This is a genomic window from Vibrio owensii, assembly GCF_002021755.1.
GTDB classification, from domain to species: domain Bacteria; phylum Pseudomonadota; class Gammaproteobacteria; order Enterobacterales; family Vibrionaceae; genus Vibrio; species Vibrio owensii.
This window is the reverse complement of sequence record NZ_CP019959.1, coordinates 2,649,176-2,673,447: the sequence shown is the minus strand read 5'-3', so window position 1 is coordinate 2,673,447 and position 24,272 is coordinate 2,649,176. Positions and strand designations below refer to the sequence as shown.

Here is a 24,272-nt window from a genome sequence, read left to right as displayed (position 1 = left end):
CCACCGACTCCGGTGGTTTTTTTGACCGCTAACTATTTACGGGTACATGCCCTTGCCGAACATATTGAATATTCTGGCGACGCCTTGGGTGAAAATCATTGGCTCTGTCAACACAGTTAGGCATAAGCAATCTTCGCCAGGCTTAGTAAATGGGCTATGTTTTACAGATGCATCTCGTACGAGTACATCCCCAACTTCGTAATGCCCGTCCTCATCACTGAAGCCACCGTGCAAAACTAGCGTTGATTCTTGACCTTTGTGCGTGTGCTGCGGAATTCTTACGTCTTCGCTGATGTACATCAGGTTGACGCGCGCTTCTTCCCCTAAATCAACTTGCGCACTGTAGACTTTGCCCCCATAGCTCTTCCATTCGCCCACCAAGTCTGAAAAACGGCTCAGTGTTTTCGGCAGTTTGAAATCTTTGCCTGCGACCATGACTTTGGCGACATCTCTAATGATGATGCTGTCAGACGTTGGTTCTGCAGTGATGATGTCGTTGAACATACTATCGAACTCAGAGTCGTAAACAGATGGTATATCGTTAACCGCACTGGCCTGAGCCGCTTCTAGTTGATTGACATAAGCTCGGCATTTAGGGCAAGTTTCTAGGTGAGTGGCAACCACCAGACCAGAAACCGCATCAATACTTCCCGAAGCATATGCCTCTAACAATATTTTGTCTGGATGTTTGTTCATAATTGCTCCGTATGCATCGAATGCCTCAGCTTTTCTACCGCTAGCCTCAAGCGAGACTTCACGGTGCCCAAAGGTATGTCGAACAACTCTGCGACCTGTTGGTGTGGAAGTTCTTGAAGGTACACCGCTTGGAGTACTTCTCTTTGGTTTTTCGGCAGTATGTCTAAAAATTTGACTACCTGTTCTTTGAGCATGTCCTGCTCAGGTGAATAATGGTCGACCAAATCAGGTGGGTAGTAATCTGACGGCCAAATGTCATCAGAATGAATGTGTAAATCCTTACCTTTCTGTTTCCTTAAAAGGTCGAAGCAAAGGTTACGGATGATGGTATAGATCCATGTCGACAAAGCACTTTTTGTGCCGTCATATAAATGAGCTTTTTGCCAAACAGTCGCCATGGTTTCTTGCACCATTTCCATTGCAACTTGCTCATTACCAACATGTTTGTAGGCGAACTGCTTAAGCTTTGGTGCATAAAAACGAAATACGAAGGCAAAAGCGTCTTTGTCTCGCGCTTTCACTTTGTCCATATAATCGTTCCATTCGCTTCGCCCGAGCTTTTGTGGGCTTTCACTCATCATAATCAGCCTTAATCATTGGGAGGAGTTTCCCCCTCCCCCTTTCGTCCTAGTCGGTGATGTCATCAACAATAAGATTGAAGCCACCGTTATTGCCATCATCAATGGCGACTACTTGATATACGACGCCGTTCATTACCGTTACAGGTGCAGAATCAATCGCTACTGTATTTGGGTCTCCCGCCACTGTCACAGTGACAAAATAAGAACCTTCGGCAACGTACACGCCTTGCACACTATCTTTATACGCGAAGTTTGCTATTGCTGGATCACTTCCGTCGATTCCTGCGCTGGTTGTGAGATAGATGTCTACCATTTCAGCCACTGGATTCGCTGCTGCGTGCGTAACATTTAACGTTGCGCTGGTTGCGACTGCACGGCGCATGTCTTCGACTACAAGCGCTTCGATTGCGATTGCAGGCGCGACAACACCAACTGCATAGATGCTGTAATCCATACCACCTTTCACTTCTAATCCGTCAACATCGATAATTGGATCCGTCGTTGTACCATCAACGAACACATCAATATCGTATGCTTTTGGCGCAAGGTCTAAGTACCCACGAATTTGTTTAAATTCCAAATCCGCAAGCGGAGCAAACGCAGCACCGTCAACATGAACATCAACAACAGGTGCACCATCGACTAAATGACCAACGCGCACTTCTGCTTGGCTTCCCGTATCTTCAAGTATAGAAGAGCCAGAACCATCCAAAACCATTAACTTCACCGGAGAAGTACTGTTGGAATCCCCCGTCTTGATAGCAGCAATCGTCAAGTTAGCATTGGCTGGAAGAGGAATGGTCCCCGAGTCAAACGCTACTGTGTCACCCACAGCTAGTCTCACTTGATAATCGCCCGCAGGAATGTTCAGCACATCCGTCGACGCTTTATAAGCTAGATTAGTAATCGGTGACGAGTCTGCTAACGCGGCACCGGGTGCAGTGACGTAAAGATCAACAGCTGGCACGCCAGACGCAGCATGTACCACCTGAACATCTAAACTGTTTGCATCAGCCATGGAAGTCGCGCTTCGAGTCACGATAAGAGGTTCAACAGGGTTTGGTGTTCCAGAAGCGTCACCCACAACAAATGCGGTGTAATTAAGGTCCGAGTCCAGATCGAGCGTTGTTTTGTCTACGACTGTCGCGACATCCCCACCAGGCAACTGCACATCAACTTGAACTGAGTTTGCCCCTTCAGGTAGCCTCACGTAACCAGAGCCAACGCCATAATCGACGCCCGTCAAAGCGGCTTGGTCGTTAATCCATACATTTGCAAGAGGCGCATCAGAAGAAGCATGTACCGCTTGCAAATTCGAATACTCAATCGAGTCACTGTCTGACCCGCACGCAGCAATCCCTAGCACAGCAACCAAAGTTACTGCGGTTTTTGTAAGTCCTTTCATATCCTAGTCTCTCTTTGAAGTGGGGCTTCTATAGCATCATTAAGAAAGTGCAATGCAGGAAGGCAATCCTCTGCACCAACCAACTGCTCAAACAGCTCACAATCTAGTGGAAGAAGTTCAAGCCATCTTTGGGCGACCCATGATGGATCGTCGTAAAAGCGGTGTTGGTAAAGCGTCCCTAATTGAGGAAATTGTTCGTACACATGAGCGAGTTGATGACTTAAATAGAGGAAGTCGGGATGAGACCTTGGCTCTTGCCAATTGTCTAACCACTCGACTTCAGCGTGGCGAAGGCCATCAGAATCAGCCCTCACCCTTTTGACAATAAAACGTCTCTCTCCCGCCACGGTAATACCAAGAAGCCCATCACTGAGTGTTTCAAAATCAACGATGGTGACCAAGGTTCCGATGGATGACACGTTTCCCACAGCTTTCGGATCGCCGTCATTACCAACGAGACAAACGCCAAAACCTGAATCTTGGAGGCTGCATTCTTTCACCATGCGTTTGTATCTAGGTTCAAAAATACGCAGATTCATTTTGCCTTCTGGTAAAACGACTGAGGTTAATGGGAATAACATGACTTCTTTCATTCAAACGTCCTCTTTGGTTCCTCAACTGATACGAATGGCCTATTAGTCAGATCACTAACGATTTGTGTTGGTTAATCGACTGGCTTAAAAAGTCATAAAAACGATTACGCAAACGACATGTGTCACATATTTATTGCAAATCAATGCAACAAACAAAAAGTTCCGTGAAATAAACTTGTTTCGTGACAGTGCTCACGAAAAACCTTCATTTTTGCATCGTTTATCACTTTCATTTGGGATTTTTATCGCTATTATTCCCGCCAATTGGAAAGCGCAGCACAGATTGCGTGTTCTGAATCATTACAAACATAGAGAGTCCCCTTATGCGTAAATCACTTTTAGCTCTTAGCCTTCTAGCGGCTACTTCAGCTCCAGTTATGGCTGCTGACTACTCAGACGGCGATATCCACAAGAACGATTACAAGTGGATGCAATTCAACCTAATGGCAGCTGTTGACGAACTACCTGGTGAGTCAACGCACGACTACCTAGAAATGGAATTTGGCGGCCGCTCTGGTATCTTCGACCTATACGGTTACGTTGACGTATTCAACCTAACTTCTGATCCAGGTAGCGACAAAGCTGATGCAGATTCAAAAATCTTCATGAAGTTCGCTCCACGTATGTCTCTAGACGCACTAACTGGTAAAGACCTATCTTTCGGTCCAGTTCAAGAGCTATACGTAGCTACTCTAATGGAGTGGGATGGTTCAAACGGTGGCGTGAACACTCAAAAAGTGGGTCTTGGCTCTGACGTAATGGTTCCTTGGTTCGGTAAAATCGGTCTTAACCTTTACGGTACTTACGATTCAAACAAAAAAGACTGGAACGGCTTCCAAATCTCGACTAACTGGTTCAAACCATTCTACTTCTTCGAGAACGGTTCATTCATTTCTTACCAAGGTTACATCGATTACCAATTTGGTATGGATGACGATTTCGGTGCACTTAACACTACTAACGGTGGTGCTATGTTCAACGGTATCTACTGGCACTCAGATCGCTTCGCTGTTGGTTACGGTCTAAAAGGCTACAAAGACGTGTACGGTCTTAAAGATGACGGTCTAGCTGGTAAAACAACTGGCTTCGGTCACTACTTCGCTGTAACTTACAAGTTCTAATAGAACCGATAAGTTCCCCAAAAATGGCGCCTCTTGGCGCCATTTTTATTTGCTTTCCTTTTTTCCCTCATTATCCTTGCAGCAAACCTTTTTAATGAGAGCGTTTGGTGAATATTCTCATCTTAGGTCCAGGAGCCGTTGGCTCACTTTGGGCGACTAAATTCAAACTTGCTGGACACAATGTTTCCTTGTGGGGAAGAAGCTCAAACAGCGAGCAGCTGCTCCAACTTGATGACAATCCAACAATCAGTTTTTCTAATCAGCACATCCCTTCTGTTCAAAATGCAGATCTGATTGTTGTAACAGTAAAAGCATGGCAAGTGGAAAGCGCGATTGAGCCTCTTCTTCCTTATATCAGCACCGACACCATCATAATGTTGATGCACAACGGAATGGGAACCGCACAACTCATCGAAGCCAAACTTGCTGATAGCCCATTAATAGTTGCCACAACAACACACGGTGCTTACAAACCAAGTAAAGAGCAGGTTCTGCATACTGGTCAGGGAAATACTCAACTCGGTGGCTTTAATACTAAAGGTACTCAATGTGACTTCTTAGCGGAGGTGATGAATCACGCTTTACCAGAGGTGAATTGGAACCCAAATATCAACGCTGCATTGTGGACCAAGCTTGCGATCAATTGCGCTATCAACCCTCTGACCGCCATTCATCAATGTAAGAATGGTGAACTTGCCGCTCCGGAATTTGCCTCCGAGTTGGCGAACATCACCCGCGAGTTGGTGGAGGTGATGAATAAAGAAGAGATAAAGGTCGATTTTGATTCTCTTCACACCACCATTATGCAAGTGGTGAACGCAACGGCAGCCAACTACTCTTCAATGAGACAAGATGTTTACCACCAACGTCGCACCGAAATTGATTTTATTACCGGCTATTTGCTGAAAGCCGCTGAAAAGCATCACATTAGTACGCCAGAGAACGCCAAACTCTATCAACGCATCAAACAGATTGAACAAAGCTGGACAGAACAATGAATAAAAAGATCTTAGTACCTATCGCGCCGGGCACAGAAGAAATGGAAGCGGTAACCGTTATCGACTTGATGGTTCGAGCAGGCTATGACGTAACGGTCGCAAGCGCAGATTTCGATGGTTCACTGACTATGAAAGCGTCTCGAGGCGTGACACTTACCGCGGATTGCAAGCTGGTCGATATTGCCGATGACGAGTTTGATGCGATTGTTCTGTCTGGTGGTGTTGGAGGCGCAGAAACCTTCCGTGATAGCACCATCATGATTGAGATCCTGAAACAGCACATGTACGAAGGTAAGCTGGTTGCGGCAATTTGTGCTGCACCTGCTTTGGTTTTGCAACATCACAACCTTTACCCAGAAGCCTTGATGACATGCCATCCAAGCTTCCAATCTCATATTCCTGAAGACAAATGGCGAGCTAAACGCGTCACCATGGATGTGAATCACAACCTACTGACAAGTCAGGGACCAGGAACCGCACTTGAGTTCGCGATGGAAATCATTATCAAACTTTCTGGTAAAGAGCATGGATGGATGGTCGCAGAGCCGTTAGTTACTATCCCGACACTGCATTATCACGAATTCGGTGACGAATAATGTTTGACGTAAACGCTGTACGCGAACAGTTCCCAGCCCTAAATCAAGACGTAAACCAATCGCCTTTGGTTTACCTTGATAGCGCAGCAACAACGCAAAAACCGCAGTGCGTGATTGATGTGATTAGCCGTTACTACAGTGCACAAAATGCTAACGTGCACCGTGGCAGTCACAGCTTAACAGCCAACGCGACCAGCCAATTTGAAGCGGCTCGTGAAACTGTTGCGAATTTTATTGGGGCGAGCAGTTCAAAAGAAATCATTTGGACTCGAGGCGCAACCGAAGCACTAAATCTCATCGCGCAAACTTATGCTCGAAGCACACTCCAAGCGGGTGATGAAATCTTAATCAGTGAAATGGAACATCACGCGAACATCGTGCCTTGGCAAATTGTCGCGGAGCAAACGGGCGCGAAAATCGTTAAAGTTCCGATGACCTCTGACTGCCAATTCGACATCAATGCGTTTGAAGCAGTGTTGTCGGAGCGCTGTAAAATCGTAGCGTGCGCACAAATCACCAATGTGACGGGCTCTCGTCAACCTATCGAGAAAATCATCGCCATGGCACATGCGGTAGGCGCAGTTGTCGTTGTCGATGGTGCACAGGGCATTGTTCATGAACAGTTGAACTTGGCAGAGCTCGATGTCGACTTTTATGTCTTCTCTGGCCACAAGTTGTATGCACCCGCTGGGATTGGCGTTCTGTATGGCAAGCTTGAACTGTTAGAAGCGATGCCACCATGGCACGGCGGCGGCAAAATGGTTGAAAGAGTCTCGTTCGAGAAGACCACCTTCTCTGCCTTGCCGGGTAAGTTTGAAGCGGGAACACCAAACGTCGCCGGCGCAATTGCGCTAGCGAAAGCCATCGATTGGTACCAAGGCTTCGATCAAGCCTCAGTAGAGGCACACCTGCATTCTCTACAAGACAAAGCTTACCAAGCATTAAGCCAATTGGATGACATTCAAATCCTCGGTTACCAACCGAACGCTTCGGTGCTTACCTTTGTGATGGATGGCGTTCACCACCAAGACATTGCCACGCTGCTTGATCAACAAGGTATCGCTGTTCGTGCAGGGCATCACTGTGCTCACCCTCTGATGGATGCACTTAACGTCAAAGGCACGGTGCGTGTTTCTCTTGGTATCTACAATACGTTAGAAGATGTTGAGAAGCTGATTGCAGCAGTCGAGAAAGCGGTCGATATGCTTTAACAGTAAAAATACCACTGTAGATTTATAGAAAAAGGGTTGAAACCGTTTGGCTTCAACCCTTTTCTTTATTCTGTTCTTTGTGCGGTTTTAACTAACCCCAACTACTGAGCCTGTGTTTTGATCTGCTCAACAATCGCTTTCAAACCATTACCACGCGATGGGCTTAGGTGAGCAATTAAACCGAGTTTTTCAAAGTAAGCATCAATATCAAACGCTTGGATTTGCTCTGCCGTTTTGCCATCGTAAGCCGCCATCACCAAGGCAATCAGACCACGAACGATACGCGCATCAGAATCAGCGCAGAAGTGCCATACACCTTCTTGCTCTTTACTTACCAACCACACTAAGCTTTCACAACCAGATACCGTAACTTGCTCTGATTTAAGCTCTTCAGGCATTTGAGGCAGCTTTTTACCCCATTGAATCACCTGACGGTAGCGGTCTTCCCAACCTTTAAATTGCTGCATGGTTGCGGCGATGTCTTCACTGGTGATGTCAGTGCCAAACGGCGAGACAGGAAAATCAGTCATGATGCACTCTCTTCTCTGAATTACTTCTTATGCTTTTGAATCAGCTTTTCAACGATGCGTGATACCGCAACAAAACCGAACGTTGCGGTTACAACCGTCGCAGCGCCAAAACCACTCGCACAGTCCATACGTTTTGGACCTTCTGCTGTCGATTTCACACCACATACTGAACCATCGGCTTGTGGGTACTTCAATTGCTCGGTAGAGAACACACAATCGATACCAAACTTACGCGCTGGATTTTTCGGGAAGTTATGATGACGACGTAATGTATCTTTGATCTTCTTCGCCAGTGGGTCTTGGATAGTCTTGGTCAGATCCGCCACCATGATTTGAGTTGGATCGATTTGACCACCAGCACCGCCAGTTGTGATCACTTTAATCTTGTTGCTACGACAGTAAGCCAATAGAGAGGCTTTCGCTTTTACGCTATCGATCGCATCCAACACGTAATCGAACTCTTTGCTCAAGTACTCGTGCTGGTTATCTGGCGTGATGAAATCGTCAATTAAATTGACCTTACACTCTGGGTTAATCAGCTTAACGCGCTCTGCCATCACTTCAATTTTGCTTTGACCAACCGTGCCAGTCATCGCATGAATTTGACGGTTAATGTTGGTCACACACACGTCATCCATATCGATAAGCGTCAACTCACCAATACCAGTACGTGCGAGCGCTTCTACCGCCCATGAACCTACACCACCAATACCGATCACACACACGTGTGCAGCACGAAGGATTTCTACTTCGCTGTTACCGTAGAGACGACGAGTGCCACCAAAACGTTGGTTATAGCTGTCAGATGCCGGAGTATCGAGTTCACGCATATTGAAGTTCCAGATGATCGATAGAAAAACAAAGAGTGCGATTTATACGCACTCTTTGAGGAAATGTCTAGATGATGAGAGGTGATTCCTCTCGGTAGGCTGCTATTGTAACTTCTCTGGCGGCAAAGCCCAAGGTGCTTGCGTTGGCGTGTTTTCTAAGCCCAACTTCCAAACTCGGCCAAAGTGCTTGTAGTGGCCCGCTTCTGTACCGGCACGTGGTCCCATACCGTGGTATAGGTCAAGATGGTTTTGCTTCACCGCGCCGCCAGTGTCTAACACAATAAGAAGACGAAGCTGGTGCGCCCCACTCCATGTACCGTCTTTATTAAGCAATGGCACTTCCGCCAAAATTGGCGTACCCATAGGTAGAATCGAGCGGTCACCTGCTACCGATGCCATTGGTAATAGTGGAATACCTGCAGAGCCCGTTACTGGCGCATCTGCTTGCGGAGCAAAGAACACATAAGAAGGGTTTTGCTCTAGTAACTCACGAACCGTTGCTTCATCATTCTTCATCACCCAGTCTTTGATGGCTTTGAGTGACATCTCTTCACGTGGCACTTCACCACGCTCAATTAGAATTCGGCCAATACTAACGTACGCTTTATTGTTCTTACCTGCATAAGCAAAGTATTCCAGGGTATCGTCATCTTCGAAATGAACAAAGCCACTGCCTTGCACTTCCATCATGAATGGATCAATACGGTTTGGTGCGTAACCCAATACCAGACCTTGCCCCTCAAGCGCACCGTCATAAATTTCCGCACGAGTTGGGCAATCAGAGCTACATTTTGGCTTGCCGTAAACCGGGTACTTATATGTTTCATTCGGTTGGTGACGCAATTCCATCACAGGAGAGAAATAGCCTGTGAACAACACGTTGCCCTTCTTATCACCACCACCAAGCTGCGCAGCTTGAATGCCGTAAGCACTGAGCGCAGTCGTGTCACCACTCTGCAATGCCCATTCACTCAACTTCTCGTAAAGTGGCTGATACATTTTTGCCATTGAAGGCGACTTAGTCACAACCTGTTCTGCTTGTTTGTTGAACTCAGTGAAATCTTGTGGCTTGTTGGATTCAACGACATCAGCTTTGTTCAAGATATGCGAAAACTCGCCATCGTAATCTTGCTTAGCAAGTAGGTTTTGTTCTGGCTCAGCCGCACAACCAAATAGCAGACTTAAAGAGACAATAGGAAGGAGTTTTTTAAACACGTGTTTTTTCCATAAAAGAAGATAGCAAAAGGATGGCAAACAAATGCAAACGACGCAATTGAAAAGCTGCGACAAAGTGTATCAGCGATAAGGCAAAGGCTTGGTTTGCTGCCAATTTATCCATTTAAACTGGGTTGAGGATAGTAACAGCAATGTAATCAAACGATTGTCCGGATAATGTCTGATGGAAGTGGCAGGAATTTTAAGATACCCGAAAACGCCAGCCCTCTCACACTGAGACCCAGCGAGCAGTTATAGAAAGAATTTTACGAATATGAAGCGCTAGCGAATAGTTAGGTTCGAATGACCTTCTAGGTGAAAAACGGGCAGATAGTGGGCATTTGAATCCAACTTCATTTCAGAATGATGCTGATCGAGGAAGTCAAATCGACGCACTGTAGAGCCAACCTTATAAGAAAGCGTATCACCATCAAATTCGAAATCCGTCGCCACGGTTGACCCTCTCACCGTTACACCACGCTCACTAAGAATAAACTCTTCACGAGCATATGGCGCCACATCTTGCTCTACCCACTTACCATAAATCACTGACTTAGAAACTGGCGGATTGATATAGCGCGTGATCAAATCACCATACATCATAAATACGACTATCGTTCCGACGATCGCCGTTAGCATAAGCGAACGTTCGATCCATTTACGAAGGGGCGATTTTGTAGAGATATTTTGCTCTGATTGAGCAGCGATAGCAGCATTCTTATTTACAACTGAAGACATGAGGCTCACGTGTTTGAAGTAGACGGGAACATTGTACCCTCATCAGCCAAACACAACCAAGCATCACGCTCACGATGTTTGTGCTTTATTCCAAAAAATTACCTTGCTAACATTTGAATAAAAAGACAATATTAGAGCATAAATAAACACAAGGGATGGCTGTAGTGAAAATTCGTAGTACTGCTCTGGTTAAAGGATTCCGTCAATCCACACCTTATGTGAATGCTCACCGTGGAAAAACCATGGTACTAATGCTGGGAGGTGAAGCGGTTGCCGACAAAAACTTTGGTAACATTATCAATGATATTGCTTTAATGCATAGCCTTGGCATTAAAGTCGTTGTTGTTTATGGTGCCAGGCCACAGATCAACCAACTACTAGAGAAACAAGCTCTTACTACGCCATACCACAAAAACGTTCGAATCACAGATGAAGCCGCGCTTTCGGTAGTTATGCAAGCCGCAGGACAGCTTCAACTGGCAATTACCGCGCGCTTATCCATGAGCCTTAACAACACGCCAATGGCAGGTACCCAGCTTAACGTTGTGAGCGGCAACTTTGTCATTGCTCAACCACTCGGTGTTGATGACGGCGTCGACTATTGCCACAGCGGACGCATTCGTCGAATCGATACCGATGCAATCCACCGCACACTCGATCAAGGTTCAATTGTATTACTCGGCCCAATCGCTAGCTCAGTGACAGGGGAATGCTTCAACCTTCCCTCAGAAGAAGTCGCGACTCAACTCGCGATTAAGCTTGGTGCAGATAAATTGATTGGCTTCTGCTCTGAGCAAGGGGTTATTGATGACAACGGTAACGCCGTCGCGGAATTATTCCCTATTGAAGCAGAGCATGTCATCACGAAACTCATGGCAGACACCTCACCAGATTCCGACTATAACTCCGGAACATTACGTTTTCTCAAAGGTTCGATTTCTGCTTGCCGTGCAGGTGTGCCAAGAAGCCACCTAATCAGTTACAAAGTTGATGGCGCACTCATTCAAGAATTGTTCTCTTTCGATGGTATCGGTACACAGGTTGTAATGGCCAGTGCCGAACAGGTACGTGAAGCGGACATCGATGATATTGGCGGTATTTTAGATCTGATTCGCCCATTAGAAGAACAAGGCGTGCTAGTAAGACGCTCTCGCGAACAGCTTGAGCAAGAAATTAATAAGTTCACCATCATTGAAAAAGACGGCTTGATCATCGGTTGCGCCGCTTTGTACCCATATATCGAAGAGCAAAAAGCGGAGATGGCTTGTGTGGCGATCCACCCAGACTATCGTGATGGAAACCGTGGGTTATTGCTACTGAACTATATGAAGCATCGTTCAAAATCAGACAACATCAATCAGATCTTTGTGTTGACCACACACAGTCTGCATTGGTTTAGAGAACAAGGCTTCTATGAAGTGAATGTTGATTACCTTCCGGGAGCAAAACAAGGGCTGTATAACTTCCAACGTAAATCGAAGATTCTGGCATTAGATCTCTGAAGAATAACAAAACGTTATTTATTCAGTATCTATATCATTATGCAAAGCTTTACATTGACATTGGTCGCAATTTAACCTTTTCAATATACACATGGTTGGTTATACTCTGCGCGACAAACGGTTGGTTTTTAATCAACTTACAAATGGATCTAGGTGAATATTGTTCACCCTAAAGTGCAGAGCGAGCCTTATTGCGCTGCATGACGCATCAAGGACAGTTGTTACTCTTAAAATGAATAAGATGAGCACTGTTATGAGAACCATTATTTGCAATTCACTTCAAAGCTTTTGGGATATGGCGGATAACCACTTTCTGGAAGGGCTCGACGTCCATTGCGTATTCCCCGTCAATGACGCCATTAAAGATTTTATCTTGGCTTACCAACAGCAGTACAAAATTCGCAGCGTGTCATTTACCAATGCGTTTACACAAAATTAAAAAAGACCGAGCATCGCGCTCGGTCTTTTTGTTTTAACTAGATAAGCGAGATACCAACCCACTCGCTCGGGTGGTTTTTACTTTAATTCCGCGCTTGAGAACATTCATCTCAGCGAACATCGCAAGGCGTTTCTTCGCGCGAGTAATACCTGTGTAGATCAGCTCGCGAGTAAGGATTGGGCTGAAATCTGGTGGCAAAATCATCAGCGTGTACTCAAATTCACTGCCCTGTGATTTATGAATCGTCATCGCATATGCGGTTTCATGCTCAGGGACTCGGCTTGGCAGCACCGACTTCACGCTGCCATCCGGTAGTTCAAAGAACACTTTAAGACGCGGCTCTCCTTCGCTGTCGTCTCGCATACAAATACCGATATCACCGTTATACAATCCCAAGCCATGATCATTACGCGTGACCATCACTGGCCTGCCGTGATACCAAAGTTCATCTTGGGTTTGAATCAACTTACGTGCCGCGAGTGCTTTTTCAATGCGTTGGTTTAAACCGGTCACACCAAAATCACCTTCACGGATAGCACACAATAATCGGCATTGATTAAAGGTATCCAACACGGCTTTAGCTTTGTGGGTCAGTGTTTCTGGTTCCCCTGTCTTTTGGTCAATCTCTTGCTGTCCGATGCGTTTTAAATAACGACCATATTCGGCAACCAAAGTCTGCATCATCTGATTGTAGTTTTGGCTACTCAGTGCGAAATGCTCGATATCAGCAAAATCACGATTCCAAACGTCGTCTACTTTTGCGGCTGAGCCAGCATTGACCGCTTTCGCTAGCTGACCGATACCGGAGCGAGCATCGAATCGGTAACTCTTTTGCAGCATACATAAGCTATCGGCAATCGAAGCATTACTGTTGGTGCTGTACGCCAAGGTGTCAAAGCCTGTTAACTTCGCGACCGCAGACGCCTGCTCTTTGCCAAAGCCAAATGCGTGGAACGAACAGATATCACCGAGCACCGCACCTGCTTCTACCGATGCCAATTGATCTTTATCTCCGAGAAGAATCAAACGTGAATGTTTTGGTAGCGCATCGACGACTTTGTACATCATCGGCAAATCGACCATGGAGGCTTCATCCACCACTAAAATATCGAGGTGCAGCGGATTTTGTTTGTTGTGACGAAACTCTGCACTGTTTGGAATCGCGCCCAACAGGCGATGCAAAGTGCTCGACTCGGTTGGAATTTTCGCTTTAAGCTCAGGCTCCACTGGCAACTCTTGAATCGCTTTACCAATCGACTCCGTCAAACGTGCTGCCGCTTTACCCGTCGGCGCCACCAGCTTGATAGTGAGATTTTTCTCTTGTCCTGCTTGCTCAATCAATGCGGCAAGCAGTTTGGTTACCGTAGTGGTTTTACCCGTACCCGGACCACCAGAAATCACCGCGAAACGACGTGTCAGAGCCACCGCCGCAGCGACCTTCTGCCAGTTAACACAAGCCGATAGTGGTACAAGCTTCTCCAGCACTTGCAGATCGTGAACTTGTTTCGCTTGGCAGACTGCCGCATCAATGGCAGCCCAATCGAGACTGTCTACAGTGACCACATCTAAATGGTCACAGACTAGCTGCTGGCGTAGCACTTGGTTACTGGTTCCTGCCTCTGCCACTTTGGCTAGTGCATTGAACAGAAAGTGGTACTGACGAGCGAATAAATGATGAAGCAACTCAGACAAACGTGTGAACTCTTGAGGCTGAAGGTTTACAGCTGCACTGAGTTGATTGAGCTTGACCGCCAACGTCACTTCATAGTGCCAGTAACGATGCAAGTAGAGACGCTCACCATCAAACATCATTGGCAAGGCTTCACCTTGAACACCAACCAAAGGCGACGCTTGCAGAAGCTCAACCCAGTTAACACCTTGCAGCTGAGTATTAAGCGCTAACGCAGACTCTCCAAACAGACCAAGCTTACTGGCAAGGTCCGCTGGTTGCCCTTGGCTATCAAACAGAGGCAAACAGATGTGCCCTTTGCCTAATTCACTGCTGACCACGCCAGCAATAAATGCCAGCTCTTGGCTGTTCGCTTGTTGCTCAACTTGCGAATAGATAAAGCGCGCGAACTGGAAATCCAATTGACGAATCGCTCCTTTTTTTGCCAACGATTCTAAAGTTGCCAATAGATCTGGCGTTGCCGCTAGATCTCGTGTTGCCACAGGGCTGCTTTGCTCAGAAAGAAGATCATTGGTTTTCATCAAATTAACTCCATCTGACCCGATTCGCTGGATCGCGTGTCAGGTGCTTGACCATCAATCAAATGATCCATCTCTTGTAAAAATTCAAAGGTTGGCTTGGCAGAAAAAATACCATGATCACTTTGCCCATCCATACCACGCAAGAACAGGTAATAAACACCGCCAAAGTGCTGTTCATAATCATAATTTGGCAATCTGCTGCGTAAGAAGCGATGCAGCGCCAAAGCATAGATTTGGTATTGCAGATCGTAGCGATGATCCGCCATCGCCGACTTCAACGCATCGCCATGGTAATGGAATACATCATCACCTAAGTGGTTCGATTTCCAGTCAAGGACGTAGTATTTGCCTTGGTGCTCAAACACCAAGTCAATAAAGCCTTTCAACATGCCTTGCACGGTTTGGAAACCCAGATCGCCCGCTTTGGCAGAGAGCGGATCATGACGCTGAATCACACGGTTCAATGCTGGTGCAGACAGCACTTCAATCGGCAGTAAGAATTCCATCTCAACCAAACGTTGCGCCGGACCTTTCTGATTGAGCAGCAGTGCTTTGCTATCCAAAGGCGTTGCCAGCACGGTATCAATCAACTGTTGCAGGATTGGCAGCCACTCTTCATCAAGCTGCTCACTTTCCATTAAGCCAAGGATGATTTGGGTGTTCTCTTCCGTCGTCGCAGGTTGAGTAAACTCTATTTCCTCAAATAAACTGTGCAGGAAGGTACCCGGACGTGCGCCACGCGGGAAGTTGAAGATAGAGCGTTCTGGCTCAACCAATTCGGCTTCATCTTGCTCTTCTGAAGAGTCGATATCAAAACCGGTGATTTCAATCGTCGCGTCATGTTCAGCATGATGAGAACCTTGTTTAACTAAGCCCGAGTAACTGGTGATTCGCCAGTTTCTATCAATTGGGTTTTGCAGCTCTTTAGCTGTCAACGCTTCTAACTCGGTTTGCTCCGCAACATACATCTCGTCGTGCTGCTTTGGAGGATCACAAATCACCACGTTATCGAGATTCTCTTGCTGCTTCTTCAGTCCTACAAACAGGTCGTTGATGCCGCCTTCTTGACCATTTTGCACCAAGTAACCAATCGCACTGTGATGCACGCCGGTTGGCTCTTTGGTTGAGCGACCATTGCGCAGTGGTGAAGCACCAATAAAGCAGGCATACACGGCACGCGTTAGCGCTACATAGATGAGGCGCAAGTCTTCAGCAAGGCGCTCTTTATCTGCCTGTTTTAACGACGCATCATTGCCCGTGATATCAAGTACAGTGCGGTCGTTCTCAGCGTCGTAGAATTTGGCTTCACTCGCTTCTCGGTAACCAAACACAAATGGCAGAAAGACCAAGTCATATTCCAGACCTTTGGATTTGTGAATGGTGACGATTTGCACCAAGTTACGCTCTGATTCCAAACGCTGAATTTGATCATCGCTGCCACCCAGCCCATGTTCTGCATCGCTGATGGATTGCGCCAACCAACGCAGCAAGCCGTGGTCGCTGTCTAATTCGTTGCTCGCTTGCTGCAGTAACTCACCAATGTGCATCAGATCGGTAAGCACTCGCTCACCGTTTTCGCTCTGTGAGCTCGCCCCTTCTTCTAGCAGACGCTCAGCAATATGACGCTTACTGATCACTGCACGCAGCATAGGTAGCACACCACGTTGCACCCAAAGTTTGCGGTATTCTTTGAACTCGTTAACCGCGTTTTCCCACACGGTTTCGTCGTTATTAAGCGCATCTAAACTGGCAGCATCCAGAGCGAACAATTCTGATGCTAGGCTGGCGCGCAGTGCTCTGTCGTTTTCTGGTGTTAATACCGCTTGCAGCAAACGCTGTAAGTCTTGTGCGACGGAACTGGTAAACACACTATCGCGGTTGGACAAATACACACTAGCAATGCCTTGGTCTGCTAACGCCTGTTTGACCATGCGACCTTCGCTACCCGTTCGCACCAATACTGCAATGTCGCCCGCTTTAACTGGCTTCTGCTTTTCGCCATCAACCAGACACGCTTGGCCTTGTTGCGCTGCGGTTAAAATGGTTTGAATTTGGCTCGCTGTCGCCTCTGCCATAGCGGTAAGATATTCACCTTTTGGCAGAGGTTTATCTTCCGCTTCTTGCAGCCAATAAGTCAGTGCAGGCTGTTTTTGACCACCCATGGTCCAAACGCGTTTGTCAGCGCTTGGGCTGTAATCCACAGAATGGAATGGAATGTCGGAGTCGTAAATAAACGGGCTATCTGGCAGAGCAAAAATCTGGTTCACTGCCAATACCATATCGGCACTTGAGCGCCAGTTGGTGCCAAGCGTGTAGTGAGCACTAACTTGGTTACGAGCCTTGATGTAGGTAAAGATATCCGCGCCACGGAAACCATAAATCGCCTGTTTCGGGTCACCGATCATAAACAAACCGCACTCAGGGTTATCTAAATAAATGCGGCTGAAAATACTGTATTGCAGAGGGTCGGTATCTTGGAATTCATCGATCATCGCAACCGGATAAAGCGTGCGAATGCGCTCTGTCAGTAGTGCAGTTTCATCGGTATCAATCGAGGCAGAAAGCTGAGTCAGCAAGTCATCGAATGACAACCATTGTTTCTGATTTTTTGCTTTTGCCAGCATCACGCGACAATGCTCAATCGCATGAGCCAATAGCGGCGCTTTTAAACTGATTGGGTTGGCAAGGAAAGTTTCAATCGCCTCAAACACAGAGTGCTGTGGCGCAGTGCCTTTCGGGGTTTTCTCAAGTAACACATTCTGGGCGAACTTCTCCAGCTTATCTGGATAGTCATAGCCTGTGGTTTCTGTCGCAGCCCATGCGTTGACCGCTTCTAACCATGTCGGCAAAGACTTTTTGGTGTAGCTGCGTTTGTTGACGTCGGAATCAGAAATCAACGCGAGGAAATCATCTTGGCTATCACGCCACTGGGCTTTCAAAACGTCAATTTGCTTTAAGTTTTGCTCATGCAAATCGGCAAGACTACCTTGCATTGCAGGAACAGAGAGACTTAGCGGCGCGCCTGTGAGGTAGTTGCTGATGTCATATAACAGATCCGATGGCGAGCCCCAGAGTTGGCGAACTTCTCCAGCCAAAGCGAATGGCAGAGGGTAGAAGTTACGACGCCAGTAATCGGCAACGACTTGCGCTTTAAGATGGCTTTCGTCTGTCACAAACTCATTATTGAAACGACTACCGGATTCGAATGCGTTTTGCGTCAGCATGCGTTGGCAAAAACCGTGAATGGTGTACACCGCGGCTTCATCCATTTGGCGCTCTGCTTGCAAAAGGATCTCAGCGGCTTGCTTATGATCCTCAATTTCTTCCAACAAAGGCTGAATCACAGGATCTGAGCTTTTCCCGCGAGCGAATGCGATCCTCGCGTCGTGAATACGCGCACGAATACGATCACGCAGCTCCGCCGTTGCAGCCTCTGTAAAGGTCACCACCAGAATTTGATCCACGGTCAACGGCACGCGGTGCTTCGTCTCGGCAGTGCCATGCCCTAGTAGGAGTCGCAGATACAAACCCGCGATGGTAAAGGTTTTACCCGTACCCGCCGAAGCTTCAATTAGCCTTGCACCATGCAGTGGAAAAGTCATAGTTTGCAGTGGAGTTGGAACTGACATTTGCGCCATAACGCTGAATCTCTCCGGATTATCGACTGATCGAACTGTGATCTATCGTTAAAAATTCTATTAATATGTCTAATAGGTTGGAATATTTAGACCTTTGTGGGATCTCACTCACGGTTATCATTACGGAGTACCGTTAGTATGCGCCTCACGAGATAAGCCAAGCCTTTCAGGCAGCTACACTCAAACGAATCATGGTCCCTCTGACCTTGTGGCCGTACAGCGAACGCCCTACAAAAAATAATGATTTTCTGGCGGCCACCCTACTCTCTTTTTTATCTAAATAATCCAACTTACTTTTCATCATCGGCATCCATCGCCGTCAATCTTGCGCCTTGAAGAACCAATGCAGTCAGCGTGCGAACTTCTGCTGCAAGCTCATCATTCCAAGCAGACCAAATACGCGAAATATACGCATTGTTTCCTTCGCCTAGACTCATGTAACCATCATTGAATACATCCGCCATTTTCTTCAGCGATTTCTCTTCGTCATCAGCCCAGTGGCCACGACTAAAGCCCGCTTCGACACACGCCAGTGCTGTTTTCGGGAAATATGGCAATGGCTTGGTCATGCCTTCAAAAAACAGACGTACTAATTCAGCAAGCAGTTGTTTTGCTTGTGCAGCATCTGCCATTGCTGGGTAAACCAAATGCACCGCGCCTTCCTTGCGGTCATAACCGATAACGTGGGTCTTTCTAGCCTGACCAGAGGCAGACATAGCAAGATGATCGATCCATGCAGCAAGGTAATCCTGCGCACGAATTTTACCGCTGCGGTAGCGAATCAAACCAGATTGATAGCATTGAGTTAGCCAACCGGTTAGACGGATGTTTTTTCCTTCACCAAGCACATCGAAAGTAAGGTCGATTTCTAAATCGTCTTGTGGAGCACCGGATAAAAACGCCAACTTATCCACCAGCTCTTCCGCTTGCACGCGGTTGGTTTCAAACTCGATATCACCAAATGCGCCAACTGGTAATTTGCCCTGCGCGCGTTGCTCACTCATAAAGTGCTTGAGTACATCTACTTTTGCAGACGGTTGGGTAATGGCGGTTTCGAGCAAGGTTTCTAGTAGCTCATCACGCATCTGATAGCTTTCCAAACCGCCTAACACGAATGGCTCATCATCTTCCATCACAGGCAATGGCGGCTCGAACATCACTTTCAAACGGCGGTTAAAGAAATACTGCACAGGCAAACGCCAGAAGCGTTGTAATTCCACCAAATCCAACTCGATTGGGAAGGTTGCGCCAAGCAAGTAATCATCCAATGCGCGGTTAAACTCGCCACGCGCATGACCTTGCGATTGATTGCTTTGGGTCAACGCAGCTGGAATCCACTCTTTGGCATAGCTTGAATGAGAACCTTGGAATGCGCTTGGACTGAATGGCACCATGGCATGTACGTTCACTAACTCGTTGAGTAGTTTATCTCCCGAGTCATCGACGGGCTGGTCTTGATCGCCATCTAGGCAGTAGTTCTGATGGCAATATTCCATCAACTCCGACACCAATACAGACGGCACACGCTCGGTGTTATCTTGGATAGAGCGCCCAACGTAACTGATGTACAAACTTTGCTGCGCAGACAACATGGCTTCTAAGAATAGGTAACGGTCATCGTCTCGACGGGAACGATCGCCCGGTTTAGTGCGCCCTGTCATTAAGTCAAAACCTTCTGGTGGCATTGAGCGCGGGTAGACCCCATCGTTCATACCCAGCAGACACACGGTTCTAAATGGGATCGAGCGCATCGGCATCAGAGTACAGAAGTTCACTTGTCCGGCAAGGAAGCGCTGGCTAACCCGTGTTCCTGACAGCTTGTTTTGCAGATACTGGCTAACAATAGAAGGCGACAAGGCATCATCAAATGCTGCATCGGTTAGCTGTTCTTTCAGTTGGCTCAAGGTATCTCGAATCGACTTAAGCGCCATTTCCCCTTCTAGCTCAACAGAGAAGAAGTCATCCAACATCGCCACCAAGGTTTCACGCCATGCATCAATCGACTGAACATGGGAAAGTTTCCGGCGATATTGGCTAATTTGTTGAATAAAATGGGCTAACTTACCAGCAAGTTCTGCGCCCATGCCTTGCACTTCATTGTATGGTGAGAGGCTACCTTCTTGCGCTTCAAACAAACCGGCAGATTCTGGCATCGCGTAACCTAATAACATACGCTGAATACCAAATTGCCATGTGTTTTGGCGTGTTTCTGGCAGTTCAAATTCGCTGCCCGTATGGCTATCTAGCCCCCAGCGAATGCCGGATTCTTCCACCCATTGTTTGGCTTGAAGGAAATCATCTTCGCTGAGATCGAATCGCTTCAAAATCGCCGGCGTTTCTAACAGCTCAAGTAATTCAGAAGCCAAGCAACGTGTATTCGGTAAATTAACAAGTTGCATGAAAGCCGCCAAAATTGGGCTTTCTTGATCGGCCGTTCGGTCTGAAATCGAGTAAGGAATAAATCGCTCACCCGGCGCATTGCCGAATACCGCCTGAATCGCAGGGCTGTAGGCATTGATGTCTGCCACCATGACAATAATATCGCGCGGTTTCAGTGTCGGATCAGCATCGAACATTGCCAAAAGCTGATCGTGTAGCACTTCCACTTCTCGCATTGGGCTGTGGCAAGAGTGCAAGCTCAGAGATTTATCACCTAAACTCACCACTTGTTTGTGCTGACTGCTGTCGATTTGCTCGTCGTCTTGGTGCTCTTCTAAATTAAGAATGTCGGCTTGAAGTTGATGGAGCAGACTGTCGCGCTCGACATCAACAAAAGCTTCAATCTCATGGGATTCGAGCTGCGACAACAGATACATGTTATCGCGTCCAAGTTTACCCATCGACGCCAACAAGCTGTTACCCACCACATCGGTATGCAGCTCATCCACCACGTTTTCTTCTAGTGAACCTTTTAACTGCTCACTCTCACCTTGTACTTCAGAATGGTCTTCTTGCCAGACCACGTGCTGACGATGTTTTGCTGCTAGGCGAGCTAGGAATTTACGGTCGCGTACCTCACCCCAGTAATAGCGACAAGGGTTGGTAAACATCAAGTGCACATCAATGTGTTCACCAATGGCTTTGAGCGCATCCATGTAACGTGGCGGCAGTGAAGAGATACCAAACACAAACAGACGCTTCGGCAGATGGTCAAAGTTACCGTTGAAGTTTTCGAGCGTATCAATGAAGTGTTCGTACAAATTGGCACGATGATAAGGCGATTGCCCAAGGGTAACCGTGTGGTCGTACAATGCTTGCCACAAAACTGGCTGCCATGGGTGTTCGTCTTCAAGTTCAGGTACCGTTTGTCCGGCTTCCCAGCTTGCAATCCATTCTGGGCGATACACCAAATAGCCATCGAAGATATCAGCAATTTTCTCTGCCAATTGATACAGCTTGGAATTGTCAGTGTCGTCCTGAAGATAACGAGCCAAAGGTTCGAATGATGCTTCGTTTAGTAAACCCGGAAGCAAGTGCATCAACTTCCACGTCATGGCTTCTTTGTTGAAGGCACTGCGCTTAGGCACATCAGCCAATACTTGGGTGAACATGTCCCAAATGAAAGTCGCTGGCAGCGGAAATTCTAGGTTTGCCGCAACACCAAACTCTTTCGCCAATTCCATTTTTAACCACTGAGACATGCCCGGGCTTTGAACCAGAATTTGCTCTTTTTCGAATGGGTTTTCTAATGGATTGATGCGAATCAGTTCAACAAGAAGTGATTTGAGAACATCGACCTGATTGGAGTGATAGACAGTAAACAAAGTAGGAGCACCGAATGCCAATGGAAACTGCTAGCAAGCTTAGCACAGCCACATTTATTCCTAGAGCGATCTCGATAGCTTAAATAACAAAAGGTTAGAGAACACTCAAACTCTGCGCAAATAACCAGCAACTGACATTTGTAAGTCACGTCTTACACGCAAATACAAAGCGTGACATCAGTCACAACTATTTCATGATAAAAAACACTGTTTTATAATTCACGCAAATTTTTATAACAATACCCATCAAATTGAATATTGAGTGAAAGGCGAAGAATCACGGGGTTCAAGTCATCTTGATTTCACGCTGAGCCGCACTTTGTTCTTGATTTGATAGGGATGAAAAAGCACTGGAATACCAAAACTATGTTGCGCAAATTTTCTTCAAATAGCGCTTGGCTGATTGCATTTTTTGCTTGCTTTGCGCTTTATCTGTCGATCGCTTGTTACCCATTTTTGCTGTCAAATAACCAAGCAGAACCGCTCACCTTTCTGCAAGAATATTATTTACTTGCTACACAATTTGGCTGGTTGGGTTTAATTGCTCTTCCGCTGATGCTGGGTTGTTTATTGCTGTCCTTTTTGCCGACGCGCATGTTCAAAGTCGTTGTGATCACCATTGCCATCACACTCTTGATCATGTTGAAAGTCGATATCCTCGTTTTCCAGCAATACAAACTGCACATCAATGGCCTGTTGATCCGCATGTTCTTCGAAGGCGGTCGTGACGTATTTGAAATCTCTTGGATGAGTTGGCTGATCTTTATTAGCGACATTGCACTGCTCGCCATTGGCTTGGCATGCACCGTTTGGTTAGCCAATAAACTGGCTCAGAGCCGAGCAAAGTTCTTGATTGTTGCGCTTTGGTTTGGCTTGTTGCTGAGCACTCAGGTTATCCACGCCTATAAGAACGCACTCTATGACGACGAAGTCAGTCAGTTCTCTAATAACTGGCCTCTTTACTACCCATTAACGGCGCGTAAGTTTATCTATCGTTATCACTTGGTGGATGAAAATATGGCCTCACAAAACCGAGTGGAGCTGAAAAACATTGAAAGCAGTTCACTGAACTACCCACTCGCCCCTGTAAATGTAGAACCTAAAGCTAAACAGCCGAATGTGTTGTTCATTCTGGTTGATGCTTGGCGCTACAGTGATGCAACACCAGAGATCATGCCAAATGTCAGCAAGTTCAGCGAAAAAACGGTCAATTTCTCTCAACACATGAGCGGTGGTAACTCTACCCAAGCGGGCATCTTTAGTCTGTTCTACAGCTTGCCAGCAACTTATTGGGACAGCTTTTATGCGAGTCAGAAAGCCCCCGTCTTCATGGATACCCTGCAAAACCAAGGTTATCGAATGGGTATTTTTGGTTCGGCTTCCTTAACGAGCCCTCCACTATCACGCACAGTGTTCAAAAAGGTAGAGGATTTAACCATCAAACGAGAAGGTAAAGGCCAGATAGAGCGAGACAGAGAGATCACCGATGAATTTCTCGAGTTTCAAAGACAGGATAGCGACAAGCCATACTTTAGCTTCTTGTTTTACGATTCCGCCCATGGCACCAGTTTTCCAGAACCTGAGTTTGCTAAATTCAAGCCTTACTGGGAACGTGTCGATCATATTCTTCTGAATAACGATTTTGACGCCTCGCTTTATCATAACCGCTATAAGAACTCGTTGTATTTCATCGACAGTTTGATCGCAAAAATACTTAAGAATGTCGACTTAGAGAACACCATTGTGGTGATTACTTCCGATCATGGTGAGGAATTTAACGACCACAAGATGAATTACTGGGGCCATACCGGTAACTACAGTGATACTCAAGTGCATGTGCCGTTATACGTTTATCTTCCAGATCATCAGCCGGAGCAGATCAACTACCGCACCACACACTATGACATTGTGCCAACTCTAATGAACGAGCTATTCGACGTTAAAGGCAACACCCAATCGTATAGCGTAGGACGAGACCTATTTGATAATTGTGTTCCCCGTAATTGGTTCATTGCGGGCAGTTATTACAACTATGCGCTGGTAGGGAAAGAAACCATGTTAGTGGTAAACCCAGGTGGGCACTCTCAACAACTCAATAATCAACTTAAAGTGGATACGGAACACCAAGTACCAGTGAACGTGATTCAGGATTCTCTCGATGAAATGTCGCGCTTCTATAAAAAAGGATAAAAAGAAAGAACTCA

At 46.6% G+C, this 24,272-nt stretch carries 18 protein-coding genes; 7 read left to right on the top strand and 11 right to left on the bottom strand.

Translation table 11 applies throughout. From position 1 onward, the window contains the following. Positions 1-36: 36 nt before the first annotated feature. From A9237_RS12250 to A9237_RS12235, 4 genes are read right to left on the bottom strand one after another with little or no spacing between them, the layout of a single operon-like run. Positions 37-696 (bottom strand): ChrR family anti-sigma-E factor, encoded by a 660-nt coding sequence (locus tag A9237_RS12250; RefSeq protein WP_020195474.1) that lies wholly within the window; start codon positions 694-696, stop codon positions 37-39. After that, positions 693-1,277: an RNA polymerase sigma factor gene (locus A9237_RS12245; protein ID WP_005529413.1), complete on the bottom strand. Its 585-nt coding sequence runs from the start codon at positions 1,275-1,277 to the stop codon at positions 693-695. Before A9237_RS12245 ends, A9237_RS12250 begins: the two co-directional genes overlap by 4 nt. Positions 1,278-1,323: 46 nt before the next feature. After that, on the bottom strand, positions 1,324-2,682 hold the full coding sequence (locus tag A9237_RS12240) for a DUF4397 domain-containing protein (RefSeq protein ID WP_078608279.1): 1,359 nt from the start codon (positions 2,680-2,682) through the stop codon (positions 1,324-1,326). Beyond that, positions 2,679-3,275, bottom strand: coding sequence for an LON peptidase substrate-binding domain-containing protein (locus A9237_RS12235; protein ID WP_020195471.1), 597 nt, complete (start codon positions 3,273-3,275; stop codon positions 2,679-2,681). The genes A9237_RS12240 and A9237_RS12235 overlap by 4 nt, the downstream gene beginning before the upstream one ends. Positions 3,276-3,598: 323 nt before the next feature. On the opposite strand from A9237_RS12235, the gene A9237_RS12225 reads away from it, so the two are divergent. From A9237_RS12225 to csdA, 4 genes are all read left to right on the top strand, one after another. After that, entirely contained in the window at positions 3,599-4,396 is a 798-nt protein-coding gene (locus A9237_RS12225) for a nucleoside-specific channel-forming Tsx family protein (RefSeq protein WP_038895664.1), read from the top strand. Between the two features lie 107 nt (positions 4,397-4,503). Next, entirely contained in the window at positions 4,504-5,394 is an 891-nt protein-coding gene (gene panE / locus A9237_RS12220) for a 2-dehydropantoate 2-reductase (protein ID WP_078608277.1), read from the top strand. Continuing rightward, complete coding sequence (locus tag A9237_RS12215; protein WP_039986235.1) at positions 5,391-5,990, top strand: DJ-1 family glyoxalase III; 600 nt, start codon at positions 5,391-5,393, stop codon at positions 5,988-5,990. The genes panE and A9237_RS12215 overlap by 4 nt, the downstream gene beginning before the upstream one ends. After that, complete coding sequence (gene csdA / locus A9237_RS12210; protein ID WP_078608276.1) at positions 5,990-7,201, top strand: cysteine desulfurase CsdA; 1,212 nt, start codon at positions 5,990-5,992, stop codon at positions 7,199-7,201. Before A9237_RS12215 ends, csdA begins: the two co-directional genes overlap by 1 nt. Before the next feature lie 101 nt (positions 7,202-7,302). Here the strand turns inward: csdA and csdE are convergent, their stop codons facing one another. The 4 genes from csdE to A9237_RS12185 form a co-directional block, all read right to left on the bottom strand. Beyond that, positions 7,303-7,731, bottom strand: coding sequence for a cysteine desulfurase sulfur acceptor subunit CsdE (gene csdE / locus A9237_RS12205; protein ID WP_038864626.1), 429 nt, complete (start codon positions 7,729-7,731; stop codon positions 7,303-7,305). A gap of 20 nt (positions 7,732-7,751) precedes the next feature. Beyond that, positions 7,752-8,561 carry a tRNA cyclic N6-threonylcarbamoyladenosine(37) synthase TcdA gene (tcdA, locus tag A9237_RS12200; protein ID WP_005427322.1) on the bottom strand — a complete coding sequence of 270 codons (810 nt, stop codon included), beginning with the start codon at positions 8,559-8,561 and terminating at the stop codon, positions 7,752-7,754. Between the two features lie 102 nt (positions 8,562-8,663). Beyond that, the gene (gene mltA / locus A9237_RS12195) at positions 8,664-9,776 is read right to left on the bottom strand and encodes a murein transglycosylase A (protein ID WP_078608275.1); all 1,113 of its coding nucleotides are present in this window, start codon (positions 9,774-9,776) and stop codon (positions 8,664-8,666) included. Positions 9,777-10,058: 282 nt separating this feature from the next. Further along, the gene (locus A9237_RS12185) at positions 10,059-10,514 is read right to left on the bottom strand and encodes a DUF2850 domain-containing protein (protein WP_078608274.1); all 456 of its coding nucleotides are present in this window, start codon (positions 10,512-10,514) and stop codon (positions 10,059-10,061) included. A gap of 164 nt (positions 10,515-10,678) precedes the next feature. Here A9237_RS12185 and argA point away from each other — a divergent pair, with 164 nt between their 5' ends. Then, positions 10,679-12,016: an amino-acid N-acetyltransferase gene (argA, locus tag A9237_RS12180; RefSeq protein ID WP_078608722.1), complete on the top strand. Its 1,338-nt coding sequence runs from the start codon at positions 10,679-10,681 to the stop codon at positions 12,014-12,016. Between the two features lie 253 nt (positions 12,017-12,269). Then, on the top strand, positions 12,270-12,455 hold the full coding sequence (locus A9237_RS12175) for a hypothetical protein (RefSeq protein ID WP_009707458.1): 186 nt from the start codon (positions 12,270-12,272) through the stop codon (positions 12,453-12,455). A 33-nt stretch (positions 12,456-12,488) separates the two neighbouring features. Here the strand turns inward: A9237_RS12175 and recD are convergent, their stop codons facing one another. The 3 genes from recD to recC all read right to left on the bottom strand — a co-directional run bounded on the left by recD (position 12,489) and on the right by recC (position 22,068). Next, positions 12,489-14,666, bottom strand: coding sequence for an exodeoxyribonuclease V subunit alpha (gene recD / locus A9237_RS12170; protein WP_078608273.1), 2,178 nt, complete (start codon positions 14,664-14,666; stop codon positions 12,489-12,491). Further along, positions 14,666-18,304, bottom strand: coding sequence for an exodeoxyribonuclease V subunit beta (gene recB, locus A9237_RS12165; protein WP_078608272.1), 3,639 nt, complete (start codon positions 18,302-18,304; stop codon positions 14,666-14,668). Before recB ends, recD begins: the two co-directional genes overlap by 1 nt. Before the next feature lie 290 nt (positions 18,305-18,594). Further along, the gene (recC, locus tag A9237_RS12160; protein WP_078608721.1) at positions 18,595-22,068 is read right to left on the bottom strand and encodes an exodeoxyribonuclease V subunit gamma; all 3,474 of its coding nucleotides are present in this window, start codon (positions 22,066-22,068) and stop codon (positions 18,595-18,597) included. A gap of 366 nt (positions 22,069-22,434) precedes the next feature. Here recC and A9237_RS12155 point away from each other — a divergent pair, with 366 nt between their 5' ends. After that, on the top strand, positions 22,435-24,258 hold the full coding sequence (locus tag A9237_RS12155) for a DUF3413 domain-containing protein (RefSeq protein ID WP_078608271.1): 1,824 nt from the start codon (positions 22,435-22,437) through the stop codon (positions 24,256-24,258). Positions 24,259-24,272 lie beyond the last annotated feature (14 nt).

Coding starts and splice junctions, on each gene's coding strand:
- A9237_RS12250 (WP_020195474.1), bottom strand. CDS start 696: ATGAACAAACATCCAGACAAAATATTGTTAGAGGCATATGCTTCGGGA.
- A9237_RS12245 (WP_005529413.1), bottom strand. CDS start 1,277: ATGATGAGTGAAAGCCCACAAAAGCTCGGGCGAAGCGAATGGAACGAT.
- A9237_RS12240 (WP_078608279.1), bottom strand. CDS start 2,682: ATGAAAGGACTTACAAAAACCGCAGTAACTTTGGTTGCTGTGCTAGGG.
- A9237_RS12235 (WP_020195471.1), bottom strand. CDS start 3,275: ATGAAAGAAGTCATGTTATTCCCATTAACCTCAGTCGTTTTACCAGAA.
- A9237_RS12225 (WP_038895664.1), top strand. CDS start 3,599: ATGCGTAAATCACTTTTAGCTCTTAGCCTTCTAGCGGCTACTTCAGCT.
- A9237_RS12215 (WP_039986235.1), top strand. CDS start 5,391: ATGAATAAAAAGATCTTAGTACCTATCGCGCCGGGCACAGAAGAAATG.
- csdA (WP_078608276.1), top strand. CDS start 5,990: ATGTTTGACGTAAACGCTGTACGCGAACAGTTCCCAGCCCTAAATCAA.
- csdE (WP_038864626.1), bottom strand. CDS start 7,731: ATGACTGATTTTCCTGTCTCGCCGTTTGGCACTGACATCACCAGTGAA.
- tcdA (WP_005427322.1), bottom strand. CDS start 8,561: ATGCGTGAACTCGATACTCCGGCATCTGACAGCTATAACCAACGTTTT.
- A9237_RS12185 (WP_078608274.1), bottom strand. CDS start 10,514: ATGTCTTCAGTTGTAAATAAGAATGCTGCTATCGCTGCTCAATCAGAG.
- A9237_RS12175 (WP_009707458.1), top strand. CDS start 12,270: ATGAGAACCATTATTTGCAATTCACTTCAAAGCTTTTGGGATATGGCG.
- recD (WP_078608273.1), bottom strand. CDS start 14,666: ATGAAAACCAATGATCTTCTTTCTGAGCAAAGCAGCCCTGTGGCAACA.
- recB (WP_078608272.1), bottom strand. CDS start 18,304: ATGGCGCAAATGTCAGTTCCAACTCCACTGCAAACTATGACTTTTCCA.
- A9237_RS12155 (WP_078608271.1), top strand. CDS start 22,435: ATGTTGCGCAAATTTTCTTCAAATAGCGCTTGGCTGATTGCATTTTTT.